Source organism: Oceanobacillus sp. HCA-5259, assembly GCF_037892815.1.
Lineage (GTDB): Bacteria > Bacillota > Bacilli > Bacillales > Amphibacillaceae > Oceanobacillus > Oceanobacillus indicireducens.
Genome location: NZ_JBBKBV010000021.1, coordinates 1 through 24,611, shown reverse-complemented (window position 1 = coordinate 24,611; position 24,611 = coordinate 1). Strand labels below are relative to the sequence as shown.

Sequence of the window (24,611 nt, the reverse complement as noted above, 5' to 3'; positions counted from 1 at the left end):
AAGCATATCACACATCAGAACAATTAACCGAACAAGAAGGCGGAAATTAGAATTAAATAGAAGTTTACATAAGTAGTTGGTTTATCTTTCACCCTAATTAAGCTATTATAGGATAAGATAATACTACGGAAAGATGAATAATGAGGTGTAGGAAGTGCTTAATAGGTTTTTACCGAATGAAAATGTGAAAAGTATCTTTGATATCCAGCCGGAAAAGTTGAAAACACGGGGGATCAAAGGAATCATTACCGATCTTGATAATACATTGGTTGCCTGGGATGTACGTGATGCAACTCCTGAGGTAGTCAAATGGTTTGATCAAATGAAAGAACACGATATTAAAGTTACAATCTTATCCAATAATAATTTGGACCGAGTCAAAGCGTTTTCTGATCCGCTAGGGACTCCATACGTATATAGCGCAAGGAAACCACTGCGCAGGGCTTTTAACAGAGTCGCAAAGGAAATGAATCTAGAGAAAGATGAAATTGTTGTGATTGGTGACCAGCTTTTGACAGATGTACTTGGAGGAAATTCAGCTGGATTCTATACGATATTAGTTGTGCCGATTGTGCAGTCTGATGCGAAGATTACACAGTTTAATCGGAGAATTGAAAGAATGATTTTAAACTATTTCCGCTCCAAAGGAAAAATCAGCTGGGAGGACGAATAAATGGAAACAATATATTGTGAAGGTTGCGGAGCGCAAATTCAAACAGAAGATAAAGAAAAAATCGGCTATGCTCCTGCTGCTGCACTAGAGAAAGAGGTCGTGCTTTGCCAGCGCTGCTTTCGACTGAAACATTATAATGAAACACAGGATATACCGATGACAGATGATGACTTTTTGAAAATGGTTAGCTCTATCCGCGAGTCGGAAGGGTTAATCCTCCATATGATTGATATATTTGACGTCCATGGAAGTCTTATTGAGAGTCTGCCAAGAATTACCGGAAACAATCCGATTATATTAGTAGGAAATAAACTTGATTTATTGCCAAAGTCGACGAATCCAAATAAACTCATCCAGTGGTTAAGGAAGGAAGCGAAAGATGCTGGTATTAAAGTTCAAGATGTATTTTTAATATCTTCGGTGAAAGGGACGGGAATTGATGAGCTGAAGGAAGCAATCGACTATGAACGAAATGGCCAAGATGTTTATGTAGTCGGAACGACAAATGTAGGGAAATCAACATTTATCAACACACTCATTAAACAATCGACTGGACATAAAAATGTAATAACGACATCTTATTTCCCGGGAACAACGTTAGGATTTATTCAAATCCCGTTAGATGATTCAGCTTCGTTGATTGATACACCTGGTATTGTGAATAAACAGCAGATTGCGCATTATCTTTCCCCAGGAGACTTAAAAGTTGTTACACCGAGAAAAGAAATTAAGTCTCGAGGTTTTCAATTAAATGCTGGACAAACCCTGTTCTTTGGCGGTTTGGCAAGACTGGATTTTGTTAAGGGTGAACGACTTGCTTTTATTTGTTATTTCGCAAATGAGCTGGAGATTCATCGGACCAAGTTGGAAAAGGCCAATGAATTATATGAATCACACCTCGGTGGATTATTATCACCGCCGACAGAAGAAAGTATCGATCTCTTGCCTCCATTCACAGAGCATTCCTTCAAGATCTCAGGAGGCAAAAAGGATATCGTATTTCCAGGACTTGGTTGGGTAACAGTGACTGGGGATGAAGCGACCGTCGTTGTTCACAGTCCGAAAGGGGTTTCTGCTGGAGTTAGAAATTCATTAATATAGGGGGAAGGTTCATTGTACAAGTTAGGGCTGATCGGGTATCCAATTCAGCATTCGTTATCACCATGGATACATGAGCGATTATTACAGAAAGCAGAATTACAAGGGGAATATTGTCTATTTGAAATTACTCCAGAAGATGATTTTAAAGAGAAGGTGTTGGAGTTAAAGGAAAAACAATTGGACGGCTTTAACGTTACTGTACCGTATAAAGAGAAGATCATTCCCTACTTAAATGACATGGATGATATTGCAAAGGAAATGCAGGCGGTTAATACGGTAGTAAATGAAAATGGAAGATGGGTGGGTTACAATACGGACGGGATTGGTTACGTACGATCACTTGAAAATGCTTATCCCGACTTATTCGAGCATTTAAATAGGAAGATAATGATTCTGGGTGCAGGTGGAGCAGCTCGAGGAATCTACTACGCCCTAACTAAATTTGGTTTCGCTCAAATCGATATTGCAAATCGTACACAGGAAAAAGCGGAAGATATAGCAAAGTTGGGTAAGGATAATACTAAGACAAAAATTTTCACGATTGAGGAAGCTAGCCGGCATCTAGATGAATATGACTTGATTATCCAGACGACTTCAATTGGTATGAAAAGTGTTGATTTAAAGCCAATTATCCAGCTGAATCGGTTGAATCCCGAGACAATCATGAGTGATATCGTTTATCAGCCGATTAAAACCCAGATTCTGCAAGATGCACAACGTCTCGGAGCAAGAATATTATTAGGGCATACGATGTTGCTTTACCAGGCGCAATATGCGTTTGAAATATGGACAGGTATGTGCCCGGATGTGAAAGAAATGGAACACGAACTATTAGCTGTAATGGAAGGAAGATAATATGTTGACAGGAAAACAAAAAAGATTTTTACGCGCGGAAGCTCATCATTTAAAACCGATTTTCCAAGTTGGAAAAATTGGTGTGAATGATAATATGATCGAACAGATTATAGACGTTTTGGAAAAGAGAGAGTTAATAAAGGTAAGTGTGCTGCAAAATTGTCTTGAAGATAAAGCGACGGTTGCGGACAAGCTAGTTCAAGGTGCGGATGCAGAACTCGTGCAAATCATCGGGAATAATATTATCCTTTATAAGGAATCAATGGAAAATAAACAAATTGAGTTGCCTTAAAAAGGATGGATGGTGACATGAAGAGGATTGGTATACTTGGAGGAACATTCGACCCGCCGCACTTAGGTCATTTAATTATTGCCGAAGAAGTACGGCTAGCGCTCGAGTTGGATGAGATCTGGTTTATCCCAACTTACACACCTCCTCATAAAGATGATGCAAAGACGGAAGTACATGACCGCATTAAAATGATTGAACTGGCAATCGAAACGAACCCGTATTTTAAAATAAGTACAATCGAAATCAAACGATCTGGGAAATCATATACCATTGATACGATGAAGGAATTAACCACCTTACATCCGGATTATGAATTTTATTTTCTCATCGGGGCTGATATGGTGGAATATCTTCCGAAATGGCACCGTATAGACGAGCTTATTAAACTCGTGCCATTTGTAGGAGTGAAACGATCTGGCTATAAATTAGCAACAGATTACAATATATTGACGGTAAATATTCCATTGATTGATATTTCTTCGACAGAGATTCGCAATCGTCTGCAGAATAAGCGATCTGCGAAATATCTCGTTCCAGAGCGTGTATATGCTTATATTAGAGGAGAGCGGTTATATGGATTTGAAGGAAGCAATTGAATTAGTAAAAGAAGAACTAAAAGCTCCACGATTTGAACATACGTTACGTGTGATTGAAACGGGTGAAGTACTAGCCAAACGCTTTAAAGAATCTACCGAAAAGGCAAAGCTTGCGGCTGCACTTCATGACTACGCCAAGAACTGGCCTGTGGAAGATTTGAAAACCTATATTGTAAATAATCATTTATCTAACGATTTATTAACGTACCACTCGGAATTATGGCATGGACCCGTCGCGTCGCACGTAATGGAAAATGAATATGGTATCACGGATTTCGATGTACTTCAAGCCATTGCACACCATACAACAGGTCGAGCTGGTATGACGAATATCGAAAAGATTGTCTATCTTGCAGATTATATCGAACCTGGCAGAGATATCCCAGGTATTGAGGAAGTTTGTGCAGCGAGTGAACAAAGTTTAGATTATGCATGCTGGTTAGTTGCGAGAAATACGTTAAATTATCTGATACAGAAGAAAGTGACAATCCACCCGGATTCGTTTTACGCATATAATGATTTAACAAGAACAATTCATACGGAGGGATTATTGAATGGAAATGAATGAAATCGTTCAGTCGATCGCGGAAGCTTGTGATGATAAACGTGCGGAAAATATTATTGCTCTAGATATGAATCAGGTATCTTTAGTTGCGGATTATTTTCTAATTTGTCACGGTAACACGGAACGTCAAGTACAGGCGATTGCGCGGGCGATCAAGGATGAAATGGATGAACAAGATATTGAAGTTAATCGAATGGAAGGGTTTGAACAGGCGCGCTGGGTACTGATCGACCTTGGTGATATTGTTTGTCACATATTCCATAAAGATGAACGCAGCTACTATAATTTAGAGCGGCTATGGGGAGATGCAGCGGAAGTTCCGCTTCATATCGGACAAGAGGGTTAATGATGGTGTATCGGCGCATGGCTGAAGTATATGATCATTTAATGACTCACGCCCCCTACGAACAATGGGTGGATTTCACGGAGGAAATGATTCGTTCTTCCAAAACTCGCGTAGAGCGGATTGCCGATCTTGGCTGTGGTACTGGAGAAATAACGACTCGACTTGCTGAAAGAGGCTATGAGATGATCGGGATTGATTATTCTGCGGAAATGCTTACTTATGCTGAACATAAAGCGAGTGCAAATAAGATTACAGTCAATTGGTTGCATCAAGATATCAGAGAGCTTTCAGGACTTAGAGATTACGATCTTGCCATCAGTTACTGTGATGTTATCAATTATATAACGGAACCTGAAGAAATCCGCAAAACATTTCAGCACGTATTTAATCTATTGAAGCCAGGTGGTTTATTTCTCTTCGATGTTCATCATTTGCCATTTATTTTGGATTACTATGTTAATGAAACGTTTGCGGAAGTAACCGACGAAGCTTCTTATATCTGGTTTTGTATTCCGGGCGAAGAAGTTGGGGAAATGTATCATGACCTAACCTTTTATTATTTGCGGGATGGATTGTATGAACGGTTTGATGAACAGCATCATCAACGGACATTTTCTATCAATTTTTACAAAGAAATTTTACAACAGAGCGGCTTTGAAAATGTTAAAGTGTATGCCGATTTTGCAGTAAATGATGAAAGCATCGCTGATGATGCTGCAAGAATTTTCTTTTCCGCAAGAAAAACCTCGAGATAATTCAATTATCTCGAGGTTTTTCTGTAGGCAGGAGTTTAACGTTCGATGTCGAACCATATGATTAAGCCCCCTAAACTGTCTATTCCACATAAGTATTCCCCCTCTAAGGATGTGACCCCACTATGTCAGATGCCAAAAAGAAAATAATATTCGTTGCTGGAATTGGTCTAGCAGTACTACTTTTTTTCTTCATAACTGGTAAATCTGTGAAAGAAGAGAACAAGCCAAACAACCTCCATGCGGCAGGGGAAGAGGCCGAAGCAATCATCGGCCCGGCAGAGGAACAGGAGACGACTTTTGAAAATATAATTATTGACATTAAAGGAGAAGTGAAGAAGCCTGGAGTGTATGAGATGAGTCCGGATGCCCGTGTGAATGATGTAATTGAAATCGCTGGTGGATTTACAGAAGATGCAGATGTTCAGCTTATCAATCTTGCGCAAAAAGTCCATGATGAGATGTCGATCATTGTATTTAAGCAAGGGGAAGAATCGGGGGCAAATCCCGCAAGCCCAGCTGATGGAGAAGCGGAAGGGAAGATTCGCATTAATGATGCGAGCCAAGAAGAAATAGAATCATTAAATGGAATTGGTCCTGCCAAAGCCCAAGCAATTATTCAATATCGGGAAGAAAACGGATTGTTTCAACAGGCAGAGGATCTCTTAGATATTTCAGGAATTGGTGAAAAAACATTAGCTAATTTCATTGATCAAATTCAAGTCCCGTAAAGTATGGATTGACGAAAAATAGAGTTGACAGGTAAACTAGGGGAATAGAAACAGTTTGGGGGGTTACGATTGAAAAGAATTTCATGGGATCAGTATTTTATGGCACAAAGCCATCTATTGGCATTAAGAAGCACATGCGAACGACTTATGGTCGGTGCAACGATTGTCCGGGATAAACGGATCATTGCAGGAGGTTATAATGGCAGTGTATCAGGAAGTGTACACTGTATAGATGAAGGATGTTACGTAATTGACGGACACTGTGTAAGAACTGTTCATGCGGAAGCCAACGCACTTTTACAATGTGCAAAATTCGGTGTTCCAACGGAAGGAGCCGACATCTATGTAACACATTTCCCTTGTCTGCAATGTTGTAAACAGCTCATTCAAAGCGGAATTCGAACCGTTTATTATGCACAGGATTATCGAAATCATCCTTATGCAATCGAATTATTTAAAGAAACAGGCGTAAAAACGGTGAAAGTTAATTTAGACTATCTCACATTTGACACACATTACAAGGAAAAACAAGAACTCGTTGAAAAGTTATATACAAAATTGGCTGAGAATGAAGAAGACAATGAAGTACAAGAGTTCAAAGAAGAAGTAGAGCGACTATTCTTGAACGAATAGACTGTCGTCATTTTCCCTTTTATCACGCCGTAACGGTCTATAATACTTCCACTTCTAAACAGGGAGGAAGTCCAACATGTGAAGCTGGGGGGATATACCTAACATTCAATGGGGAGGTAAGGAAACCCGGTAAGGAAACCCCTACTGAATGAAGTTTCCCTTTATTATGGACAGTCCAAATCACTCTTGTGGAAGAGAAATTTGGGCTGTTCTAAAAGGAGATTGTAAAATGAAAGGTTACTGGCATATTGTAGCATTATCAGCACTAGTAGCTGCAATATCTGTTCTGTTTGAGTGGAACTTGTTTATCTTGATGTTTCCTTGGCTTGCATATTTGTTTGCTAGTCATCGGTTGAAAATATTACCATTACTCCTCTCTATTATTTCCTACCTCTTTTTCTTTTATTATTTGCCGCAAGTAGAGGCAGATATTTCTTCACAGAAAAACTCCAACGATTCCACATTTCTTCAAGGGAAAATAATCCGCTCGCCGATTATTCAAAAAAATAAAATTGAACTTGTTGTAGAAGACGATACAACCGCCGATAAAGTGCTGGTGATTTATTTCCCTGACGAGAGGGAAATCCCATCTAATGAAACAGCTTTATTGAAATACGGGGCTGAATGCATCGTTCATGGTCAAATCGAATATCCGGAAGGTGCAAGCAATCCTGGTGAATTTGATTACCGACAATTCCTATTAAAGAAGGAAATTACGAAACAAATTGTTGTTCATGATCTAACCGATATCGATTGTGTCGGCGCTTCCTTCTGGCACAGATTTATTTACCTCCGCCAGCTCTTATTGCATCAAGCACCGGAAAATATCAGTGACTATACTGCTGCTTGGGTCAATGCGCTTGTATTGGGTGATGATTCTAAGATTGATCCATCAGTCATTCGATTGTTCCAGGATTGGGGACTATCCCATATTCTTGCGATCTCCGGGCTGCATATAGGAATCGTTGTAGGACTCGTCTATTTTTTACTTATTAAAACATCAGCTATGACGAGGGAGAAAGCGGAACTTGTCGTCTTGTTATTTTTACCGCTTTATGCTGTACTTGCTGGTGGTGAACCATCTGTGCTACGTGCAAGTGCAATGGTTGTTCTGTTCATCATTTTAAGGCGAATGAAAATTTCAGTGACTGCACTTGATATCATTAGTGTCGTTTTTCTCCTGTTGCTTCTCTTCGACCGTTTTATCATTTATCATATAGGGTTTCAGTTTTCGTTCCTTGTCACAATTGGAATTATCCTTACGCGTAAATGGTTGTCCCTTGTATCATCCTCATTCTACCAAGTTTTGATTATCAGTTTTATATCCCAGATGGTTATTCTTCCAATCCAGCTCAATTACTTTTCCCTTTTTCAACCGTTATCGATTCTATTGAATCTAGTAATTATCCCGTATTTTTCTATTTTTGTTATCCCGTTTATGTTTTTCTTTTTATTATTTTCTTTTTTGCCAGAATCCATATTACATGCTTTCGATATATTATTTACCGGTATTCATTATAATGTGCTTCTATTTATCGAGTGGGTGGATGAATACTTTAATTACCCTTTGTATGTATCTGATCTGCCTGTTGCTTTTTTTATTTGTTACTATCTCTGTTTAGTGATGAGTCTCGTCTTGGTGGAAAGAGAGCGGTTGAAGGAAGCTTTCATCGGATTTAGCCTTCTTACGCTTGTATTAACTGGCTATGCAGCTGCTCCTTACTTTTCGGCCAAAGGAACTGTAACGATGTTAGATATTGGTCAGGGTGACGCTTTTATAATTGAATTACCGTACCGGGAAGGTGTGATTATGATTGATGCTGGTGCAAGCTTCTCCTTTACTGATATGGAACCTTCACCAACCGTGTATGAACGGATCATTAAGCCTTATATGCGGTCTCGGGGAATTCATGAAATAGATGCATTGTTTTTATCCCATGAAGACCTTGATCATTTTGGAAGTCTTGAATTTATGATAGATGATGGAGTTGTGAAAGAAGTTTATGTCAGCGATTACTATGTATTTGAACCGAAGTTGATGCAAAAGCTTATGGATCATCAAGTTCCATTACAACGCATTGAGGTTGGAAGTACGATTAATATTCAAGGACAGCCCTTTTCAGTAGTCTCTCCTGTAGTAGATAAACAGGATGCCAATGAAAATTCATTGGTGCTTTATACAGAAATTGGTGGCCGCAGCTGGTTGTTCACTGGGGATATAAGTGAAGCAGAGGAATTGGAAATTATAAAGCACTATCAAGTCCAGGCAGATGTTATTAAAATAGCTCATCATGGCAGTAATACATCATCCAATCCGTTATTTCTGCAATCCCTTCAAAGTAATGATGCGTTTATTTCTGTTGGAAAAGGTAATTCATACGGGCACCCGACGAAAGAGGTAATTGAAACATTAGAAGAACTAGGTATCCGAATTTTTCGCACAGACGAGCACGGAGCCGTACAATATATATTTGGAAAGGATGAGGCATGGTTCGAAACATTTTTACCATATTAAAAAAGAGACTGAATAATTTTCAGTCTCTTTTTGGAATGCTTTTATTTTTTAGTTACCGATAACGTTAAACACGACCCCAATCGCAAAAATTAGGAAAAAGAATAAAAATGAAAACACAAAACCAAATCCTGAATCGATCACGTCATTGTTTTTAGATTGTGGATTATTTTCAAATTCGTTCATCATACCCCTCCTTGTCATCCAACACTAGTATAAGATAAAAAGAATGAAAAATCCACTTGTAATATAAGTTGCTCTATTTTCGCATCTAAATACTAAAAGTAGTTTATCCTATCAAGCACTCGAAGGGATGGGGTATATCACAATCCATAAAATAAACCACAGAAGCTTTCATACGGCGTAAGTGCAACTCTTACCTGGAGGTTCGCAGTCCAGACACCTCTCGCTTTCCGCAGGCGGCTGGTGAGCCTCCTCGGGCTGTCGCCCTGCGGGGTCTCACCTATGCCTATCCTCCTGCAGGAGTCTCGAGGTGTCTGGACTGCTCCGAGGAAGGCCCTAGTTTGGAACACTATTTTTCATTTTAGGAATTAGATCGCTTATCATAGTGGTGGGTTAGTTTCCATTAATAATAACCCTCTCTACCAGTTCAGTTGCCCGGCGGACGGTGACTCCAACGGGAAAAGCACGAGTCCGAAGACCCCGCAGGAAGCGTTTTTCTTCCGAGGAGGCTGAGGCCGTGCCCGTGGAAAGCATCCGTCCGCCGGGCAACTGTACGGTAATTAGAACGCCAAAAAAACTGAAAGAGCTAGACACTTACGCTGTATGAAAGCGATTAATAGACTTTTTGGATCTTATAAAGGGAATTTCCTAGTTATTTCAGGCTGCGAAGGTTGAGTAAGTTGCTGGAAGAAATAAAATTAGTTCTTTGATATATTGTGCTTCATTGTTATGATACAATCAAAAGTAGTAACATACATAACTGGAGTGGTTCTGCGTGTCATATATGGATGTATTGAAACAAATTAAGAAAAAACAAATCGCACCAATTTATTTTTTCTATGGATCCGAAAGCTTTTTCCTCCAACAATTGAAACAGCAATTAATTGAAAAGGTAGCGGCAAATGACGAGGACAGTTTAGCTGTCTATGACCTGGAAGAAGTACCAATAGAGGCGGCGATAGGGGATGCAGAAACGTATCCATTTTTTAGTGAACGGAAATTGGTTATTGCTGAAAATCCGGTCTTTTTAAAAGCGAAACCTGATAAATTAACTTTCGAACACGATCTGCTTGCACTTGAACGGTATTTAGCAGCACCTGTTGATTATACGGTTCTTGTCATCATAGCTCCATATGAGAAAATTGATGAACGAAAGAAAATAAGTAAGCTGCTGAAAAAGCATGCAGCTGTTGCGGTTTGCAATCCAATCAAAGATAATGATTTAAAACAATGGGTAAACTCTATCGCAAGCCAATTGCAAGTGACAATTAAGGATGAAGCGTATGAAATAATGGAGGCTGAGCTATCGAACAATCTGCATCAATTGGAAAATGAACTGCAGAAGCTAGCGCTTTATGTTGGTCCGAACGGTGAAGTAACAAAAGATATTGCCGAAGAGCTTGTCTCTCATACGACGAATAGTTCGGCATTACGTTTAGTAGACGCAGTGATTGAAAAGGATTTACATAAAGCAATCAGGATTTTTAAAGATCTATTAAAAATGAAAGAAGAGCCGATTGCGATGATCTCTTTAATCGCGTTCCAATTTCGTTCGATATTACGGGTGAAATTATTAAAGCAGCAGGGATATAGTCAGTTTCAAATGCAAAAACAGCTTGGCGTGCACCCTTACGTTGTAAAAATTGCTCTAAACCGGGAACGTCAATTCACTGTAGATAAGTTAGAACGCATTATCATTCAGCTGGCAGACACAGATGCAACGATAAAATCAGGAAAAATGGAGAAAGAGATGGCATTTGAATTGATGCTATATGATTTAATTGAAACAGCATAAAGGAAAAATTAAAAAACGATCCAGCGCGCTTGGATCGTTTTTTATTTATGCACCTAGATTATTCACTTTTTTAATTAAACGAGTTTTATGACGCTCTCCATTATTTTTGTGAATAATACCTTTTTGGACAACTTTATCAATCTTCTTGATTGTTGCGTTTAGTGCTGTTTTAGCATTTTCCACATCATTTGCTTCTACATACTTTTCTACCTGTTTAATGGCAGTACGCATGTCAGATTTTTTTGCTAGGTTCAGTGAACGTTTCTTATCATTAGTACGCACACGTTTGATAGCAGATTTAATATTAGCCATGATGACACCTCCTATAGAAGAATTGGGTGGTTAATAAAAGCATTTTTATTTTTCAACCATCTCTTCGTATCGCTTTTTCATTAACAAAGTAATTTTACCAAACTAGGCTTAAGTTTTCAACAGAATTATTATATTATCTTTTGTGCATGAATCATAGCACTTTCGTTCATTCTAAGGATAACAGGAAAAATATTTGTAATTACTGGGAGGAAGCGGAATGGACGATAAGAAAAATTATCAAGTTCGTACAGACTTAGCGATAGAAGCAAGGGATATGTATGTAGAGCAAGAAAAACCAGCGAGTGAGATTCAAGGGATCATCGTTAAAGACAGAGACCAAGATGGGGTAAGGATTTCTTACGTGGATATAGATGCAGCGGGAGCAAAACAAATTGGAAAAAAAGAAGGTGCATATGTCACGATTTATGCGGATGGAGTCAAGACACAGGATACAAAAAGGCAAAAGGCAGCGGCAGATATTCTTGCGATGGAACTTCGTAACTTATTAAAGAAGAACGATGTTCCGCAAGATGCGGAAGGGTTAATTGTAGGTCTTGGGAATTGGAATGTTACACCAGATGCGCTCGGACCAATGACAGCTGAAAAAATCTTAGTCACAAGCCATCTTTTTAGGCTTGATTACGAGACTGTGACAGAGGGTTATCGCCCAGTCGCCGCCGTCACTCCTGGAGTCATGGGAGTGACAGGAATTGAAACGAGTGACATTGTGCAAGGGATTGTTGAGAAGTTTGATCCAGATTTTGTCATTGCGATTGACGCACTTGCCGCTCGGTCGATTGAAAGAGTAAATGAAACGATACAATTGTCTGATTCGGGGATTCACCCCGGCTCTGGGGTAGGGAATAAACGAAAAGAACTTAGTAAAGAAACACTCGGAATCCCGGTTATATCAATTGGAGTACCGACGGTTGTTGATGCGGTAACGATTACGAGTGATACAATCGATTTTTTATTGAAACATTTTGGAAGGGAATGGAAAGAAAAAGATTTACCAAGTAAAGCATTAACGCCGGGTGGACTTGCATTTGGTTCAAAGAAGTTTACGGAGGAAGATCTTCCTGATTCTGAACAACGTAAGACAGTACTTGGAATTGTAGGGGGGTTAACAGAGGAAGAGAAGAGGCAGCTAATTTCCGAGGTTCTGACCCCGATTGGTCATAATCTGATGGTTACGCCAAAAGAAGTAGATGGGTTCATGCTCGATATGGCTCATCTGTTAGCAGAAGGAATAAACCATGCCCTGCATGAGAATATTGATGGAAGTGAATCTGCGAGCTTTACAAGATAATTACTATATTTACTAGAAAACATGGTTCTACCAACTAGATTTCTGTCATAGAGTTAATTGTACAGGAAATCAGGGGGGTAGAATCATGTTTTATTCTAAAAATAATCGCTCATTTGGACGAGTACGAAAGCTTTTAGCTTTAGCAGCAAGCTTTTTCCTTATCTTTGTCATTGTTGGTTATATGACAACAACGCCACCTGCCAACCGATTATCTTCCAGTATGATTTCAAAGTGGACTAGTGATATTGACGGTTCCGTTTTTCTGAATTTATTAGGCATGGAAAATAGAGCGCTCATGCTTCATTACGAAGAACATAATCAACTACATACACTTTCCAAAAGTTTATTTCAATTAGTGACAAGTATTAAACCGCAAGATTTCCGAAGTTTACTTGGTAATGAATTACCCGGGTTTTCAAGATACGACAGAGAAATACTAATTGCGGGAGAAGGAACGGATTATTCCAATTTACCAGTTGAATCAAGTTTCCCACTGGAAGATGTATTAGAGGAGAGGCAAGCTGTTTATGAAGAAAAAGAGGAAACAGAAGAAGCGCCGCCGGAAGAAGCGGAAGATTTACAGGATACGGTGTTTATTTATAACACACATAACCGGGAAGCGTTCTTGCCGCATTTACCTGATGTGGATGATTCTAACCTTGCCCATCACGGGGAGATAAATATTACAAAAGTTTCTGAGCGAATGAAGGAAGATTTGGCTAAAAAAGGAATCGGAGCAATTGTAGACGATACAGATATTATTGGTGAGGTGCTTTTGGATAGAGGTTGGGAATACTGGAAGTCGTATGACGCATCGCGAGAAGTTGTAGCGGAAGCATTCTCCCAGCACGGAGACTTGAAATATGCATTTGATATCCACCGAGATAGCATGCCGCGAGATGTTACGACAAAAGAAGTGAATGGAGAAATCTATGCCCGTATTATGTTCGTTATTGGGCAAGATAATCCTTCCTTTCAAAAGAATTTCGAACTGGCTGAAAGTCTGCATAATAAACTAGAAGAAAAATATCCCGGGTTAAGTCGAGGAGTCGTTCCTCAAGGCGGGGCCAATAATAATGGCGTCTATAACCAAGACCTGTCAGAAAATCTATTGGTTCTTGAAATCGGCGGAGTTGATAATACATTAGAAGAAACATATCGGACGGTTCAAGCGCTAGTTGACGTTTTCAGTGATCATTACTGGGATGCCGAAGCTGTACAAGGAAACTAAGGGGGGGAGAGAAAATGCGTTTCATTACCATCTTATTATTATTTGCCGTTTGCTTTTTGGGGGGCGCTTTATATGGAGTCAACCAGGAGAGAAGCGCTTATGAGCAGCAACCAAGAGAGGTTGCAGAAGTGCGGGAAGAGCAACCAAATATTGAGGCAGAGGAACGGCGGGCGGTGGAAGTCGGAAACACATACGAACCTATCGAAGAAACTACACTCACCCCAACCGACTCCACTCCAGCCTATAAAGCGGCCTCAGCACTTGAAACAATCGTAAACTTCTTCTATGAAATCGTCGTCGAACTACTATACCAAGTATCGAGATTGTTTTACTGAAGAGTAAAAGCTTCTTTTCGACTTTGCAGGCCCATACACCGAGACTCTTAGGGGATGGAGGAGCAGCGATGAGAACGCGTAAGGGAGTAGGCTTATTAGGCTTCTTGGGATATGCGAAGGTAGTGTGTGGCGGATGTGGATTTCAGGAAAGCTGATGCATTAAAGTTTTGAGTGTAAATAGCGCTTGGCATACGTTTGTTCTTGAATATCCTTGTCTCTATTGCTATAATCAATGCTAGCATTTATCACCAAATTTATATGCCCGGTAAAGGAACAATCAAGCTAAATCGGGTTGTAGGAGTGAACAACAGGAATGGTGAAAGAACAAAGAAACGTACGTAATTTTTCTATCATTGCCCATATCGATCACGGAAAGTCGACGTTGGCTGACCGTATCTTAGAAAACACAAAGGCAATTTCCAAACGAGAAATGAAAGAACAAATCCTCGATGGAATGGACTTGGAGCGTGAACGCGGAATAACGATTAAATTGAATGCCGTTCAGCTCGAATATACAAGTAAAAAAGGCGAGGATTTTACCTTTCATTTAATCGATACACCAGGGCACGTCGATTTCACATATGAAGTATCGCGGAGTCTTGCAGCTTGTGAAGGGGCAATTCTAGTTGTGGACGCCGCACAAGGAATTGAAGCCCAAACTTTAGCAAACGTCTATCTTGCCATGGAGAATGACCTGGAGATCATTCCAGTCATTAATAAGATTGACTTACCGAATGCGGATACAGATAGAGTGAAGCAGGAGCTGGAAGATGTGTTGGGCGTCGATCCAGATGAAGTTATTCTTGCATCGGCTAAATCTAATATTGGAATTGAAGACATTTTAGAACGGGTAACAGAAGTAATTCCACCGCCAGCTGGTAATCCGGCTGACCCTTTGAAAGCACTTATTTTCGACTCGCTTTATGACCCTTACCGGGGTGTAGTTGCCTACGTTTGTATTAAGGAAGGTTCCATGAAAGTCGGAGATAAAATTAAAATGTTCTCGACAGATAAAGAATTCGAAGTGAATGATGTCGGTGTGTTTAAGCCGAAAATCACATCTACAGATGAATTAGTAGTAGGGGATGTTGGTTATTTTACAGCTTCAATGAAAAATGTTGGAGACACGCAAGTCGGGGACACTGTTACGTTAGTCAACCGTCCGGCAAAAGAAGCATTACCAGGATACCGCCGCTTGAATCCGATGGTTTTCTGTGGTCTTTATCCCGTAGAATCCAATAATTATAATGACCTGCGAGAAGCGCTGGAACGTTTAGAATTGAATGATTCTTCCTTGCAATATGAAGCTGAGACTTCCCAAGCTTTAGGCTTCGGTTTCCGTTGCGGATTTTTAGGTCTGCTTCATATGGAGATTATTCAAGAACGGATTGAAAGGGAGTTCGGCATTGATTTAATCACGACAGCACCTAGTGTTATTTTCGAAGTCATGAAGACGAATGGCGAGAAACTCGTTGTCGATAATCCCGCAGATATGCCAGATCCTCAAGTGATTGAGTCAATAAGCGAACCTTTTGTAGAAGCAACTATCATGGTACCGAATGATTTCGTTGGTGCAGTTATGGAAATTGCCCAGAGGAAACGTGGGCAATTTATTAATATGGACTATTTAGATGATATTCGAGTGAATGTTATTTATCATATTCCTTTATCTGAAATCGTTTATGATTTCTTCGATCAGCTAAAATCGAGCACAAAAGGCTATGCTTCCTTTGATTATGAATTTATTGGTTATAAAGAATCCCAACTTGTTAAGATGGACATCTTGTTGAACCATGAAACAATCGACGCACTATCCTTTATCGTGCACAGGGACTTTGCGTATGAACGCGGTAAACAAATTGTTGAAAAACTGAAGAAACTTATTCCTCGTCAACAGTTTGAAGTTCCGGTTCAGGCGGCGATTGGAAATAAAATAGTTGCTCGTTCGACGATAAAAGCCGTTAGAAAAGATGTTACAGCGAAACTTTATGGTGGAGACGTCAGTCGGAAACGGAAACTATTAGAGAAGCAGAAAGAAGGTAAGAAGCGGATGAAAATGGTCGGATCCGTGGAAGTACCTCAAGAAGCGTTCATGGCAGTATTAGAAATGGATGATGAATAGATGACATTAACAAAGGCGGAAGCGCCCGTTTAGCAACGTACAAACTGGAGCACTCCGGAATGAGATAAAGGAAACACAACGAACGGAGTGAGTTGATGTTGACTTATCGATTGGAGGAGTGTGAAGTTTGATAGTTGCTGGGCGCTGGAGCCGGACGTGGCCAGCCCTGGATATCTTATTTATCCACAGCATTTATGTTTTATAGTTTCCTATGTGATAAGAAAAGCTTGAAAGCGAAACGCTCTCAGGCTTTTCCTTTTTGTCCAGATTCTTCAAATAAAGAAAAGAGGTACATGATGAGTTCCATACAATCAGCATATATCCATATTCCGTTTTGTAAACAGATGTGTCATTATTGCAATTTCGTTAAATATTTTTATACGGAGAAACGTGCAACAGAGTATTTACAGGCACTAGAGAAAGAAATCGAGAGCTATATTCCTGGAGATGGGAATAAACTTCGTACCATTTATATCGGTGGGGGAACACCGACCGCATTGGATAAAGAGCAATTAATTTGGATGTTTGAGATGTTACACCGGAAGTTCGATATAGCCGGATTAGAAGAATTCACCATTGAATTAAATCCCGGGGATATAGACGAAGAGAAAGCGGATATATTAAAAGCGTACGGGATCAATCGAATTTCATTTGGCGTTCAAGTGATGGACGATGACATGTTGAAACAGCTGGGCCGGGCCCACCGAGTACAAGATGTTTATCAAACCGTAAATATTCTTTCGAAAAAAGAATTTACGAATATAAGCCTTGACTTAATTTATGCACTCCCCAATCAGTCGGTAGAACAATTTCAACGATCATTGAAGGAAGCGCTACAATTTAAGTTACCGCATTATTCCACTTACGCCCTGCAAATCGAACCGCAAACCGTTTTTTACAAACGGCATAAAAAAGGACTGTTGCATCGACCACGTGAAGAAGATGAGGTAACGATGTACCAAATGTTAAAAGAGTCGATGGCAGCAAACGGAGTGAAACAATACGAAATCAGTAATTTTGCAAAGCCAGGGTTTGAAAGTAAGCATAACTTAACATACTGGAATAATGAGTATTATTATGGATTTGGTGCGGGGGCATCTGGATATGTTCCAGGTAAGCGAATTGCCAACCTTCGTCCATTACCTATTTATATCGAAAAAGCAGGAAGTGGAGAAAAGCCGATCCTTGAAATTGATAAGATCGGAGTAAGGGAGGAAATTGAAGAGGAATTAATGCTCGGACTCCGGAAAAATGCCGGATATGATGAACGGATTTTCCAGCATAAATTTGGTCTTTCTTTAAAAGACTTTTACAGCGAACAGCTTAAGAAGTTGATAGGACAAGGATTACTCACCGTAAAACAAGGTGTTTGGAAATTAACGGATGAGGGGATGCTACTAGCAAATCTTGTATTTGAAGAATTTATCCTTGACGATCAAGAACTCGAAGAAAAAATGAGGAGAGCTAAGTTTATTGACAAAAACCTGCCGATTTGATAGTTTATAAATAGAATTAGCACTCGAGAAGTTGGAGTGCTAACAGAGGTGAACATCATGCTGACTGAGAGGCAACTATTATTATTACAGGTTATAATTGATGACTTTATAGACACTGCCCATCCTGTTGGTTCGCGGGTGCTAGCTAAAAAAGGAACCATTCCTTTTAGTGCTGCAACAATCCGTAATGAAATGGCGGATTTGGAAGAACTTGGATTTCTTGAGAAGATGCATTCATCATCTGGACGAATTCCATCTGAAAAAGGGTATCGTTACTATGTCGACCATTTAATTAAACCAGTTTCTCATAATAAATATCGTGGAATCGTCAGCAAGTTAGTGCAAGAAGGCATCTATGAATTTGAGCAAATTGTTCAGATGTCGGCTGAGATTTTATCAGAGCTGACGAGTTATACAGCAATCATTCTCGGTCCTGAAATTTTTGAAACCCAATTAAAGCAACTGCAGATTGTGCCACTTTCTTCGCAGACTGCTGTTGCGATATTGATTACAAATACGGGACATGTCGAACACCGAATGGTTTCATTGCCAGAAGCAATTAATGCTTCTGACTTGGAAAAGCTCGTAAATATTATTAATCAGAAGCTGGTCGGGATTCCGATTGTGAAGCTCCAAAATATATTTTATACTGAAATGGCGGACATTATGAAACGCTATCTGGATGATTACGAAAACTCTTTGAAGTATTTAAAAGCGATTTTTTTAACGGATTATCCAGTGAAGGTATATGTGAGCGGCACATCGAACATGCTGATGCAGCCTGAATTTAATGATATCGACAAAGTACGCTCTTTTTATACTTTGATGGATAAAGAAGATGAGCTCATTAAGTTACTTAAGGATTCGACCCCAGGTATTGAAGTGACGATTGGGAATGAAAATGAAGTAGAAGCAATTAAAGATTTCAGTTTGATCACTTCATCCCTCCGTCATGAGGAAGAGCAGATTGGTACAATTGCACTGCTCGGTCCGAAACGAATGGAGTATCGTAAAGTTATTTCGTTACTAAAAGGATTGTCGAATGAAATGACAAATACCTTATATATGTGGTATAAGGACAAAGAGTGAGCAGTTTCGATGCGTGGCAGGGGAAGGCACCTGTGTCTATAATTCCCTACCACCATTTCTGCTGGTTTTTTACGGAAATATAGTGAGTGGAGGTGTCGCTTGTGGCAGAGAATAAAGAGCAAGCACAAGCAAATGAAGAAATAAAAGCAGAAGAGGCGGATGTTGTCGAAGAAGCTGAGCAAGAAGTTATTACGGATGAAGAAACAGCTGCTAATGATGATGAATTTGCAGCACTTCAAAAAGAGAAAGATGATTTATACGATCGCTTACTTAGATTGCAGGCAGAATATGATAACTTCAAAAGACGTACGCAAAAGGAAAAAGAAGCTGAGCGGAAGTATAAGGCTCAAGATATCGTGAATGACTTGCTACCAGTGCTTGATAACTTTGAACGAGCCCTACAAGTAGAACAGACGGAAGCTACGAGTAATCTGATTGAAGGGATTTCCATGGTTTACCGTCAATTGCAAGATGTCCTGACAAACAATGGGGTGGAAGTTATTGAGACGGAGGGTAAAGAATTCGATCCAAACTTGCATCATGCTGTGCTGCAAGTTGAAGATGAAGCTCACGAATCAAACCACATTGTTGAGGAATTACAAAAAGGGTATATGTTAAAAGATCGCGTGATCCGACCATCTATGGTTAAAGTTAATAAATAAGTGATTCAGTCAAGGAGGAAATGAGAAGTATGAGTAAAATAATCGGTATTGACCTAGGTACTACAAACTCTTGTGTGGCAGTAATGGAAGGTGGAGAATCTGTTGTAATTCCGAACCCGGAAGGTAACAGGACAACACCATCTGTTGTTGCGTTTAAAAATGGTGAAAGGCAAGTCGGGGAGATTGCAAAACGTCAAGCAATCACGAACCCGGATACAATTCAGTCCATTAAGCGCCATATGGGTACAGACTACAAAGTAAAAATTGAGGATAAAGAATATACACCTCAAGAAGTTTCTGCAATTATTTTACAGCACATTAAAGCATATGCAGAAGACTATACTGGAGAAAAAATTGATAAGGCAGTTATTACGGTACCAGCTTACTTCAATGACTCAGAGCGTCAAGCTACGAAAGATGCTGGAAGAATCGCTGGCCTTGAAGTAGAGCGTATTATTAATGAGCCAACTGCAGCGGCTTTGGCATATGGAATTGATAAAGAAGATGAAGATCAAACAATTCTTGTATTCGACCTTGGTGGAGGTACATTTGACGTATCCGTCCTTGATATCGGTGATGGAACGTTCGAAGTACTTGCTACAGCAGGAGACAACCGTCTAGGTGGGGATGATTTCGACCAGGTTGTTATTGATTACATGGTGGAAGAGTTCCGTAAAGAAAACGGCATTGATCTTTCACAGGATAAAATGGCTACACAGCGTTTGAAAGATGCTGCAGAGAAAGCCAAAAAAGAATTATCTGGAGTTTCCCAAACACAAATCTCACTACCGTTTATTACAGCAGGAGAAGCTGGGCCATTACATTTAGAAATGACGTTATCTCGTGCGAAATTTGAAGAACTTTCTTCTAATTTAGTAGAACGTACAATGGTTCCGACACGTAAGGCATTATCAGATGCTGGATTCTCAGCAAGTGATATTGATAAAGTTCTTCTAGTTGGTGGTTCTACTCGTATTCCTGCAGTTCAAGAAGCAATTAAGAAAGAAATTGGTAAAGAACCTTCTAAAGGAGTTAACCCTGATGAAGTGGTTGCGCTTGGGGCTGCTATCCAAGGTGGGGTATTAGCTGGTGATGTTAAGGACGTATTATTACTGGACGTTACACCACTATCACTTGGAATTGAAACAATGGGCGGCGTAACAACGAAGCTGATTGAAAGAAATACAACAATCCCAACAAGCCACTCTCAAATATTCTCTACTGCTGCAGATAACCAAACAGCTGTAGACATTCATGTACTTCAAGGGGAGCGTGAAATGGCAGCAGATAACAAAACGCTTGGACGTTTCCAACTAACGGATATTCCGCCAGCACCTCGTGGTGTCCCGCAAATCGAAGTTACATTTGATATTGATGCAAACGGAATTGTAAACGTACGTGCAAAAGATAAAGGTACAAATAAAGAGCAATCCATCACAATCCAGTCTTCTTCTGGTCTATCCGATGAAGAAGTAGATAAGATGGTAAGAGAAGCTGAAGAGAATGCGGAAGCGGATAAACAGCGCCGTGAGGAAGTAGATCTTCGTAACGAAGCAGATCAACTCATATTCACAACAGATAAGACAATTACTGATCTTGGTGATAAAGTATCTGAAGAAGATAAAGCCCAAGCAGAGTCTGCTAAAGAAGAGCTTAAAAAAGCTTTAGAAGGTACTGATATTGAAGATATTAAAGCGAAAAAAGAAGCACTTGAGCAGCATGTACAGCAACTTTCTGTTAAATTATATGAGCAAATGCAACAGGAGCAACAAGCAGAAGGCGGTGCAACGGAAGCGTCTGGAGATGACGATGTCGTTGACGCAGACTATAAAGAAGTAGATGACGAAGAAAATAATAAATAGATTTTAACGAAAAAGTCAAAGTCAGGATTCTCTTGACTTTGACTTTTTTCAGGATAATTACAGCGAACTTAATTTATCCCCTTAGTTGCTATTACTTTGGGGAAAGTGATATGATGAAACGTATGTTAAAGTTCGGCAGGAGAGTGATTAAACTTTGAGTAAACGAGATTATTATGATGTTCTAGGAATAGATAAAGGAGCATCTAAAGATGAGATAAAGAAAGCGTACCGTAAGTTGGCAAGAAAGTATCATCCAGATGTGAGTAAAGAACCGGATGCCGAAGAGAAATTTAAAGAGGCGAAGGAAGCCTATGAAGTATTGAGTGATGACACGAAAAGGGCGCAATACGATCAGTTCGGTCATGCTGGTGCTTCCGGGCAAGGTTTCGGCGGATTTGGAAATGCACAAGACTTCGGAGGTTTCGGTGATATTTTCGATATGTTCTTTGGAGGCGGTGGAAGAAGCCGTGATCCGAACGCACCAAGACAAGGTGCTGATTTGCAATATACAGTAACACTAGAATTTGAAGAAGCTATATTTGGTAAAGAACTCGATATAACCATTCCAAGGGAAGAAGAATGTAGTACTTGTCATGGAAGTGGTGCAAAGCCTGGAACAACGCCGGAAACCTGTTCCCACTGTCATGGTTCAGGACAGTTAAACCAAGAACAGAATACACCATTTGGCAGAGTTGTTAATCGCAGAGTTTGTCATTACTGTAATGGGACAGGTAAAATCGTTCGAGAAAAATGTTCAACCTGTCATGGTGACGGCCGCGTGAAGAAGAGCCGTAAAATCCACATTTCTATACCTGCTGGGATTGATGAAGGACAACAGATCCGTGTTGCAGGAAAAGGAGAAGACGGTGTTAATGGAGGGCCACCAGGAGATTTATACGTTGTCGTTCGTGTGAAACCACATGATTATTTCGAGCGGGATGGCGACCATATTTTCTGTGAGCTCCCACTAACATTCACACAAGCAGCTTTAGGAGATGAAGTCGAAGTACCTACTGTTCATGGGAAAGTTAAGCTGAAGATACCTGCTGGTACACAAACAGGTAAAACATTCCGTTTACGTGGTAAAGGTGTCGCAAACGTTCGCGGTCGCGGTCAAGGAGACCAGCATATTCAAGTTCGTATCGTAACACCGACGAAATTAACTGAGAAACAGAAAGAACTTCTAAGAGAATTCAATGAAATCGGTGGTAATGATTCAACCGAAGAACAAGACACCAATTTTTTTCAGCGTTTTAAAAAAGCATTTAAAGGTGATTAATAGATGTTGCGGTTTCCCGCAACATCTTTATACATATCGAATCCAATAGGTTAGGATGGATAAAATGAACTGGACAGAAATTTGCATTCATACAACGAACGAAGCAATTGAATCCATTTCCTATATATTGCAAGAAACTGGAGCAAGCGGATTAGTTATAGAAGATCCACTTGACTTGGTAAAAGCGAAAGAAGCACAATTTGGCGAAATATATGAGCTGGATCCACAAGATTATCCGGATGAAGGTGTCCGGATTAAAACTTATTTACCTGTCAATAGCCATTTAAAAGACACGATTAATGAAATTACAAAAAGGATTAATGCATTAGCAACATTTCACGACCTAGGAAAAAATGAAATTGTCTTAACTGATGTTCATGAAGAAGATTGGGCAACGGCATGGAAAAAATACTATAAGCCTGTTCAAGTGACTGATACGATAACTATTAAACCGATTTGGGAAGAGTATCGACCTGCAAATGAACATGAAGTCATTATTGAAATGGATCCCGGAATGGCATTCGGTACAGGTACTCACCCGACAACTATCTTAAGTATCCAAGCACTAGAAAAGTATTTAAAGGCGAAAGACAAGGTTATTGATGTCGGCTCCGGTTCTGGAATTTTAACAATCGCTGCTGCTAAATTAGGCGCGGCAAAAATCCATGCATTTGATTTGGATGAAGTTGCGGTGAAGAGCAGTAAGGCCAATATTCAATTAAATGACTTGGCGAGCGAGATTACCGTGGAGCAAAATGATTTATTAAAAGGAATACACTTAGATGCTGACGTCATCGTTTCTAATATTTTAGCTGAAATCATTGTGAAGTTTATTAACGATGCATGGAATAATTTAAAGGCAGGCGGTTACTTTATCACTTCCGGAATTATTAAGGATAAGCAAGAAATGGTTCTTGGAGAATTAAGAAGACAAGGTTTTGAAGTTATAGAACAGAATGAATTGGAAGATTGGATTTCTATTATAGCAAGAAAGCCCAAGCAATCTTGATGGTCGGTAGGTGAAAGGCATGCAAAGATATTTTATCCTCGAAGATGAACAATGGTCAGACGAAGCGGTAACGATTATAGGAGATGATGTTCATCATATTTACAGAGTCATGCGGAGTCAACCGGGTGATCAAATTATTTGTACAGGACGCAATGGAGCTACAGCGATTTGTGCAATTGAAGCAATATCTAGCAACCAGGTAACCGCGAGGATTATGGAATGGGTTCGGCAAGATGTTGAACTGCCGATCAATGTGACGATTGCACAAGGATTGCCAAAAGGGGATAAATTTGAGTTGATTCTCCAGAAAGGAACTGAGCTTGGTGCAACTTCTTTTATCCCCTATAAGGCGGAACGCTCGATTGTTGTTTGGGATGAGAAAAAAATGCGCAAAAAACAGCAGCGTTTTGAGAAGATTGTCAAAGAAGCTAGCGAACAGAGTCATCGTTCCCTAATCCCAACCATTCAAGATTCTGTAACTTTGAAACAACTGCTTGAACTTAGTAAACAATATGATGCTTGTATTTTCGCTTATGAGGAAGAAGCTAGATCAAGTGATTTTCAATCTTTTGCAACAGTGTTAAAGAAGCTGGAACGGGGAATGAACCTTATCATTTGCATCGGTCCAGAAGGCGGCTTTTCCGAGAATGAAGCTAAAGCTTTAACGGAACGCGATTTTCAGGCAGTTCGTTTTGGACCAAGGATTCTTCGTACAGAAACAGCAGCAATATATGCTTTAGCTAGTATTTCTTATCATTTTGAGGAATTAGAGTGGGATACGTAAGTGGCAAAGGAATGACAGAACAAGAAATCTATTAAATCTTTTCTTTTCCTAAATTGCAATATTAAATGCAACACTTTATGTGAAACC

General features: G+C 39.8%; 25 protein-coding genes. 23 read left to right on the top strand and 2 right to left on the bottom strand.

Going from position 1 to position 24,611, the window contains the following annotated elements:
* Window positions 1–154: 154 nt before the first annotated feature.
* The 11 genes from WKU33_RS12160 to WKU33_RS12110 all read left to right on the top strand — a co-directional run bounded on the left by WKU33_RS12160 (window position 155) and on the right by WKU33_RS12110 (window position 9,059).
* Entirely contained in the window at window positions 155–673 is a 519-nt protein-coding gene (locus WKU33_RS12160; protein ID WP_340454817.1) for a YqeG family HAD IIIA-type phosphatase, read from the top strand.
* The gene (gene yqeH / locus WKU33_RS12155) at window positions 674–1,774 is read left to right on the top strand and encodes a ribosome biogenesis GTPase YqeH (RefSeq protein WP_340454815.1); all 1,101 of its coding nucleotides are present in this window, start codon (window positions 674–676) and stop codon (window positions 1,772–1,774) included.
* A gap of 12 nt (window positions 1,775–1,786) precedes the next feature.
* Window positions 1,787–2,629: a shikimate dehydrogenase gene (aroE, locus tag WKU33_RS12150; protein WP_340454813.1), complete on the top strand. Its 843-nt coding sequence runs from the start codon at window positions 1,787–1,789 to the stop codon at window positions 2,627–2,629.
* Between the two features lies 1 nt (window position 2,630).
* Entirely contained in the window at window positions 2,631–2,921 is a 291-nt protein-coding gene (yhbY, locus tag WKU33_RS12145) for a ribosome assembly RNA-binding protein YhbY (protein ID WP_340454812.1), read from the top strand.
* Window positions 2,922–2,938: 17 nt separating this feature from the next.
* Window positions 2,939–3,517 carry a nicotinate-nucleotide adenylyltransferase gene (locus WKU33_RS12140; RefSeq protein WP_340454809.1) on the top strand — a complete coding sequence of 193 codons (579 nt, stop codon included), beginning with the start codon at window positions 2,939–2,941 and terminating at the stop codon, window positions 3,515–3,517.
* On the top strand, window positions 3,495–4,085 hold the full coding sequence (yqeK, locus tag WKU33_RS12135; protein WP_340454807.1) for a bis(5'-nucleosyl)-tetraphosphatase (symmetrical) YqeK: 591 nt from the start codon (window positions 3,495–3,497) through the stop codon (window positions 4,083–4,085). Before WKU33_RS12140 ends, yqeK begins: the two co-directional genes overlap by 23 nt.
* A complete protein-coding gene (rsfS, locus tag WKU33_RS12130) occupies window positions 4,072–4,428 on the top strand; it encodes a ribosome silencing factor (RefSeq protein WP_156858040.1) in 357 nt (118 codons plus the stop codon). Before yqeK ends, rsfS begins: the two co-directional genes overlap by 14 nt.
* Window positions 4,380–5,183, top strand: a complete 804-nt coding sequence (locus tag WKU33_RS12125; RefSeq protein ID WP_340454805.1) for a class I SAM-dependent DNA methyltransferase — start codon at window positions 4,380–4,382, stop codon at window positions 5,181–5,183. The genes rsfS and WKU33_RS12125 overlap by 49 nt, the downstream gene beginning before the upstream one ends.
* Before the next feature lie 122 nt (window positions 5,184–5,305).
* A complete protein-coding gene (locus tag WKU33_RS12120) occupies window positions 5,306–5,911 on the top strand; it encodes a helix-hairpin-helix domain-containing protein (protein WP_340454803.1) in 606 nt (201 codons plus the stop codon).
* 69 nt (window positions 5,912–5,980) lie between these two features.
* Entirely contained in the window at window positions 5,981–6,544 is a 564-nt protein-coding gene (locus WKU33_RS12115; protein WP_156858037.1) for a ComE operon protein 2, read from the top strand.
* Window positions 6,545–6,773: 229 nt separating this feature from the next.
* Window positions 6,774–9,059, top strand: a complete 2,286-nt coding sequence (locus WKU33_RS12110; RefSeq protein ID WP_198042720.1) for a DNA internalization-related competence protein ComEC/Rec2 — start codon at window positions 6,774–6,776, stop codon at window positions 9,057–9,059.
* A 48-nt stretch (window positions 9,060–9,107) separates the two neighbouring features.
* Here WKU33_RS12110 and WKU33_RS12105 read toward each other — a convergent pair whose 3' ends face one another.
* Window positions 9,108–9,242 (bottom strand): YqzM family protein, encoded by a 135-nt coding sequence (locus WKU33_RS12105; protein WP_156856836.1) that lies wholly within the window; start codon window positions 9,240–9,242, stop codon window positions 9,108–9,110.
* A gap of 781 nt (window positions 9,243–10,023) precedes the next feature.
* On the opposite strand from WKU33_RS12105, the gene holA reads away from it, so the two are divergent.
* Window positions 10,024–11,034 carry a DNA polymerase III subunit delta gene (gene holA, locus WKU33_RS12100; protein WP_340454864.1) on the top strand — a complete coding sequence of 337 codons (1,011 nt, stop codon included), beginning with the start codon at window positions 10,024–10,026 and terminating at the stop codon, window positions 11,032–11,034.
* A gap of 45 nt (window positions 11,035–11,079) precedes the next feature.
* Here the strand turns inward: holA and rpsT are convergent, their stop codons facing one another.
* Complete coding sequence (rpsT, locus tag WKU33_RS12095) at window positions 11,080–11,346, bottom strand: 30S ribosomal protein S20 (RefSeq protein ID WP_156856834.1); 267 nt, start codon at window positions 11,344–11,346, stop codon at window positions 11,080–11,082.
* 217 nt (window positions 11,347–11,563) lie between these two features.
* On the opposite strand from rpsT, the gene gpr reads away from it, so the two are divergent.
* The 11 genes from gpr to WKU33_RS12040 all read left to right on the top strand — a co-directional run bounded on the left by gpr (window position 11,564) and on the right by WKU33_RS12040 (window position 24,524).
* Entirely contained in the window at window positions 11,564–12,655 is a 1,092-nt protein-coding gene (gene gpr / locus WKU33_RS12090; protein WP_156856833.1) for a GPR endopeptidase, read from the top strand.
* A gap of 85 nt (window positions 12,656–12,740) precedes the next feature.
* A complete protein-coding gene (gene spoIIP, locus WKU33_RS12085; RefSeq protein WP_156856832.1) occupies window positions 12,741–13,886 on the top strand; it encodes a stage II sporulation protein P in 1,146 nt (381 codons plus the stop codon).
* A 14-nt stretch (window positions 13,887–13,900) separates the two neighbouring features.
* Window positions 13,901–14,221 carry a hypothetical protein gene (locus WKU33_RS12080; RefSeq protein WP_156856831.1) on the top strand — a complete coding sequence of 107 codons (321 nt, stop codon included), beginning with the start codon at window positions 13,901–13,903 and terminating at the stop codon, window positions 14,219–14,221.
* 313 nt (window positions 14,222–14,534) lie between these two features.
* Window positions 14,535–16,343, top strand: a complete 1,809-nt coding sequence (lepA, locus tag WKU33_RS12075; RefSeq protein WP_156856830.1) for a translation elongation factor 4 — start codon at window positions 14,535–14,537, stop codon at window positions 16,341–16,343.
* Window positions 16,344–16,639: 296 nt separating this feature from the next.
* Window positions 16,640–17,839, top strand: coding sequence for a radical SAM family heme chaperone HemW (gene hemW, locus WKU33_RS12070; RefSeq protein WP_156856829.1), 1,200 nt, complete (start codon window positions 16,640–16,642; stop codon window positions 17,837–17,839).
* A 57-nt stretch (window positions 17,840–17,896) separates the two neighbouring features.
* A complete protein-coding gene (gene hrcA, locus WKU33_RS12065; protein ID WP_156856843.1) occupies window positions 17,897–18,928 on the top strand; it encodes a heat-inducible transcriptional repressor HrcA in 1,032 nt (343 codons plus the stop codon).
* A 101-nt stretch (window positions 18,929–19,029) separates the two neighbouring features.
* On the top strand, window positions 19,030–19,590 hold the full coding sequence (gene grpE / locus WKU33_RS12060) for a nucleotide exchange factor GrpE (RefSeq protein WP_156856828.1): 561 nt from the start codon (window positions 19,030–19,032) through the stop codon (window positions 19,588–19,590).
* Between the two features lie 29 nt (window positions 19,591–19,619).
* The gene (gene dnaK / locus WKU33_RS12055; protein ID WP_156856827.1) at window positions 19,620–21,452 is read left to right on the top strand and encodes a molecular chaperone DnaK; all 1,833 of its coding nucleotides are present in this window, start codon (window positions 19,620–19,622) and stop codon (window positions 21,450–21,452) included.
* A gap of 154 nt (window positions 21,453–21,606) precedes the next feature.
* Window positions 21,607–22,731 carry a molecular chaperone DnaJ gene (gene dnaJ, locus WKU33_RS12050; RefSeq protein ID WP_156856826.1) on the top strand — a complete coding sequence of 375 codons (1,125 nt, stop codon included), beginning with the start codon at window positions 21,607–21,609 and terminating at the stop codon, window positions 22,729–22,731.
* A gap of 64 nt (window positions 22,732–22,795) precedes the next feature.
* Complete coding sequence (prmA, locus tag WKU33_RS12045) at window positions 22,796–23,740, top strand: 50S ribosomal protein L11 methyltransferase (protein WP_156856825.1); 945 nt, start codon at window positions 22,796–22,798, stop codon at window positions 23,738–23,740.
* Between the two features lie 19 nt (window positions 23,741–23,759).
* Window positions 23,760–24,524: a 16S rRNA (uracil(1498)-N(3))-methyltransferase gene (locus WKU33_RS12040; RefSeq protein ID WP_336251368.1), complete on the top strand. Its 765-nt coding sequence runs from the start codon at window positions 23,760–23,762 to the stop codon at window positions 24,522–24,524.
* The last annotated feature ends 87 nt before the right edge of the window (window positions 24,525–24,611 follow it).

Excerpts from the sequence above, each read along its gene's own strand:
- yqeH (WP_340454815.1), top strand. The coding sequence starts at position 674 with ATGGAAACAATATATTGTGAAGGTTGCGGAGCGCAAATTCAAACAGAA.
- yhbY (WP_340454812.1), top strand. The coding sequence starts at position 2,631 with ATGTTGACAGGAAAACAAAAAAGATTTTTACGCGCGGAAGCTCATCAT.
- WKU33_RS12140 (WP_340454809.1), top strand. The coding sequence starts at position 2,939 with ATGAAGAGGATTGGTATACTTGGAGGAACATTCGACCCGCCGCACTTA.
- yqeK (WP_340454807.1), top strand. The coding sequence starts at position 3,495 with ATGGATTTGAAGGAAGCAATTGAATTAGTAAAAGAAGAACTAAAAGCT.
- rsfS (WP_156858040.1), top strand. The coding sequence starts at position 4,072 with ATGGAAATGAATGAAATCGTTCAGTCGATCGCGGAAGCTTGTGATGAT.
- WKU33_RS12125 (WP_340454805.1), top strand. The coding sequence starts at position 4,380 with ATGGGGAGATGCAGCGGAAGTTCCGCTTCATATCGGACAAGAGGGTTA.
- WKU33_RS12120 (WP_340454803.1), top strand. The coding sequence starts at position 5,306 with ATGTCAGATGCCAAAAAGAAAATAATATTCGTTGCTGGAATTGGTCTA.
- WKU33_RS12110 (WP_198042720.1), top strand. The coding sequence starts at position 6,774 with ATGAAAGGTTACTGGCATATTGTAGCATTATCAGCACTAGTAGCTGCA.
- WKU33_RS12105 (WP_156856836.1), bottom strand. The coding sequence starts at position 9,242 with ATGAACGAATTTGAAAATAATCCACAATCTAAAAACAATGACGTGATC.
- holA (WP_340454864.1), top strand. The coding sequence starts at position 10,024 with ATGGATGTATTGAAACAAATTAAGAAAAAACAAATCGCACCAATTTAT.
- rpsT (WP_156856834.1), bottom strand. The coding sequence starts at position 11,346 with ATGGCTAATATTAAATCTGCTATCAAACGTGTGCGTACTAATGATAAG.
- gpr (WP_156856833.1), top strand. The coding sequence starts at position 11,564 with ATGGACGATAAGAAAAATTATCAAGTTCGTACAGACTTAGCGATAGAA.
- spoIIP (WP_156856832.1), top strand. The coding sequence starts at position 12,741 with ATGTTTTATTCTAAAAATAATCGCTCATTTGGACGAGTACGAAAGCTT.
- WKU33_RS12080 (WP_156856831.1), top strand. The coding sequence starts at position 13,901 with ATGCGTTTCATTACCATCTTATTATTATTTGCCGTTTGCTTTTTGGGG.
- lepA (WP_156856830.1), top strand. The coding sequence starts at position 14,535 with ATGGTGAAAGAACAAAGAAACGTACGTAATTTTTCTATCATTGCCCAT.
- hemW (WP_156856829.1), top strand. The coding sequence starts at position 16,640 with ATGAGTTCCATACAATCAGCATATATCCATATTCCGTTTTGTAAACAG.
- hrcA (WP_156856843.1), top strand. The coding sequence starts at position 17,897 with ATGCTGACTGAGAGGCAACTATTATTATTACAGGTTATAATTGATGAC.
- dnaK (WP_156856827.1), top strand. The coding sequence starts at position 19,620 with ATGAGTAAAATAATCGGTATTGACCTAGGTACTACAAACTCTTGTGTG.
- prmA (WP_156856825.1), top strand. The coding sequence starts at position 22,796 with ATGAACTGGACAGAAATTTGCATTCATACAACGAACGAAGCAATTGAA.
- WKU33_RS12040 (WP_336251368.1), top strand. The coding sequence starts at position 23,760 with ATGCAAAGATATTTTATCCTCGAAGATGAACAATGGTCAGACGAAGCG.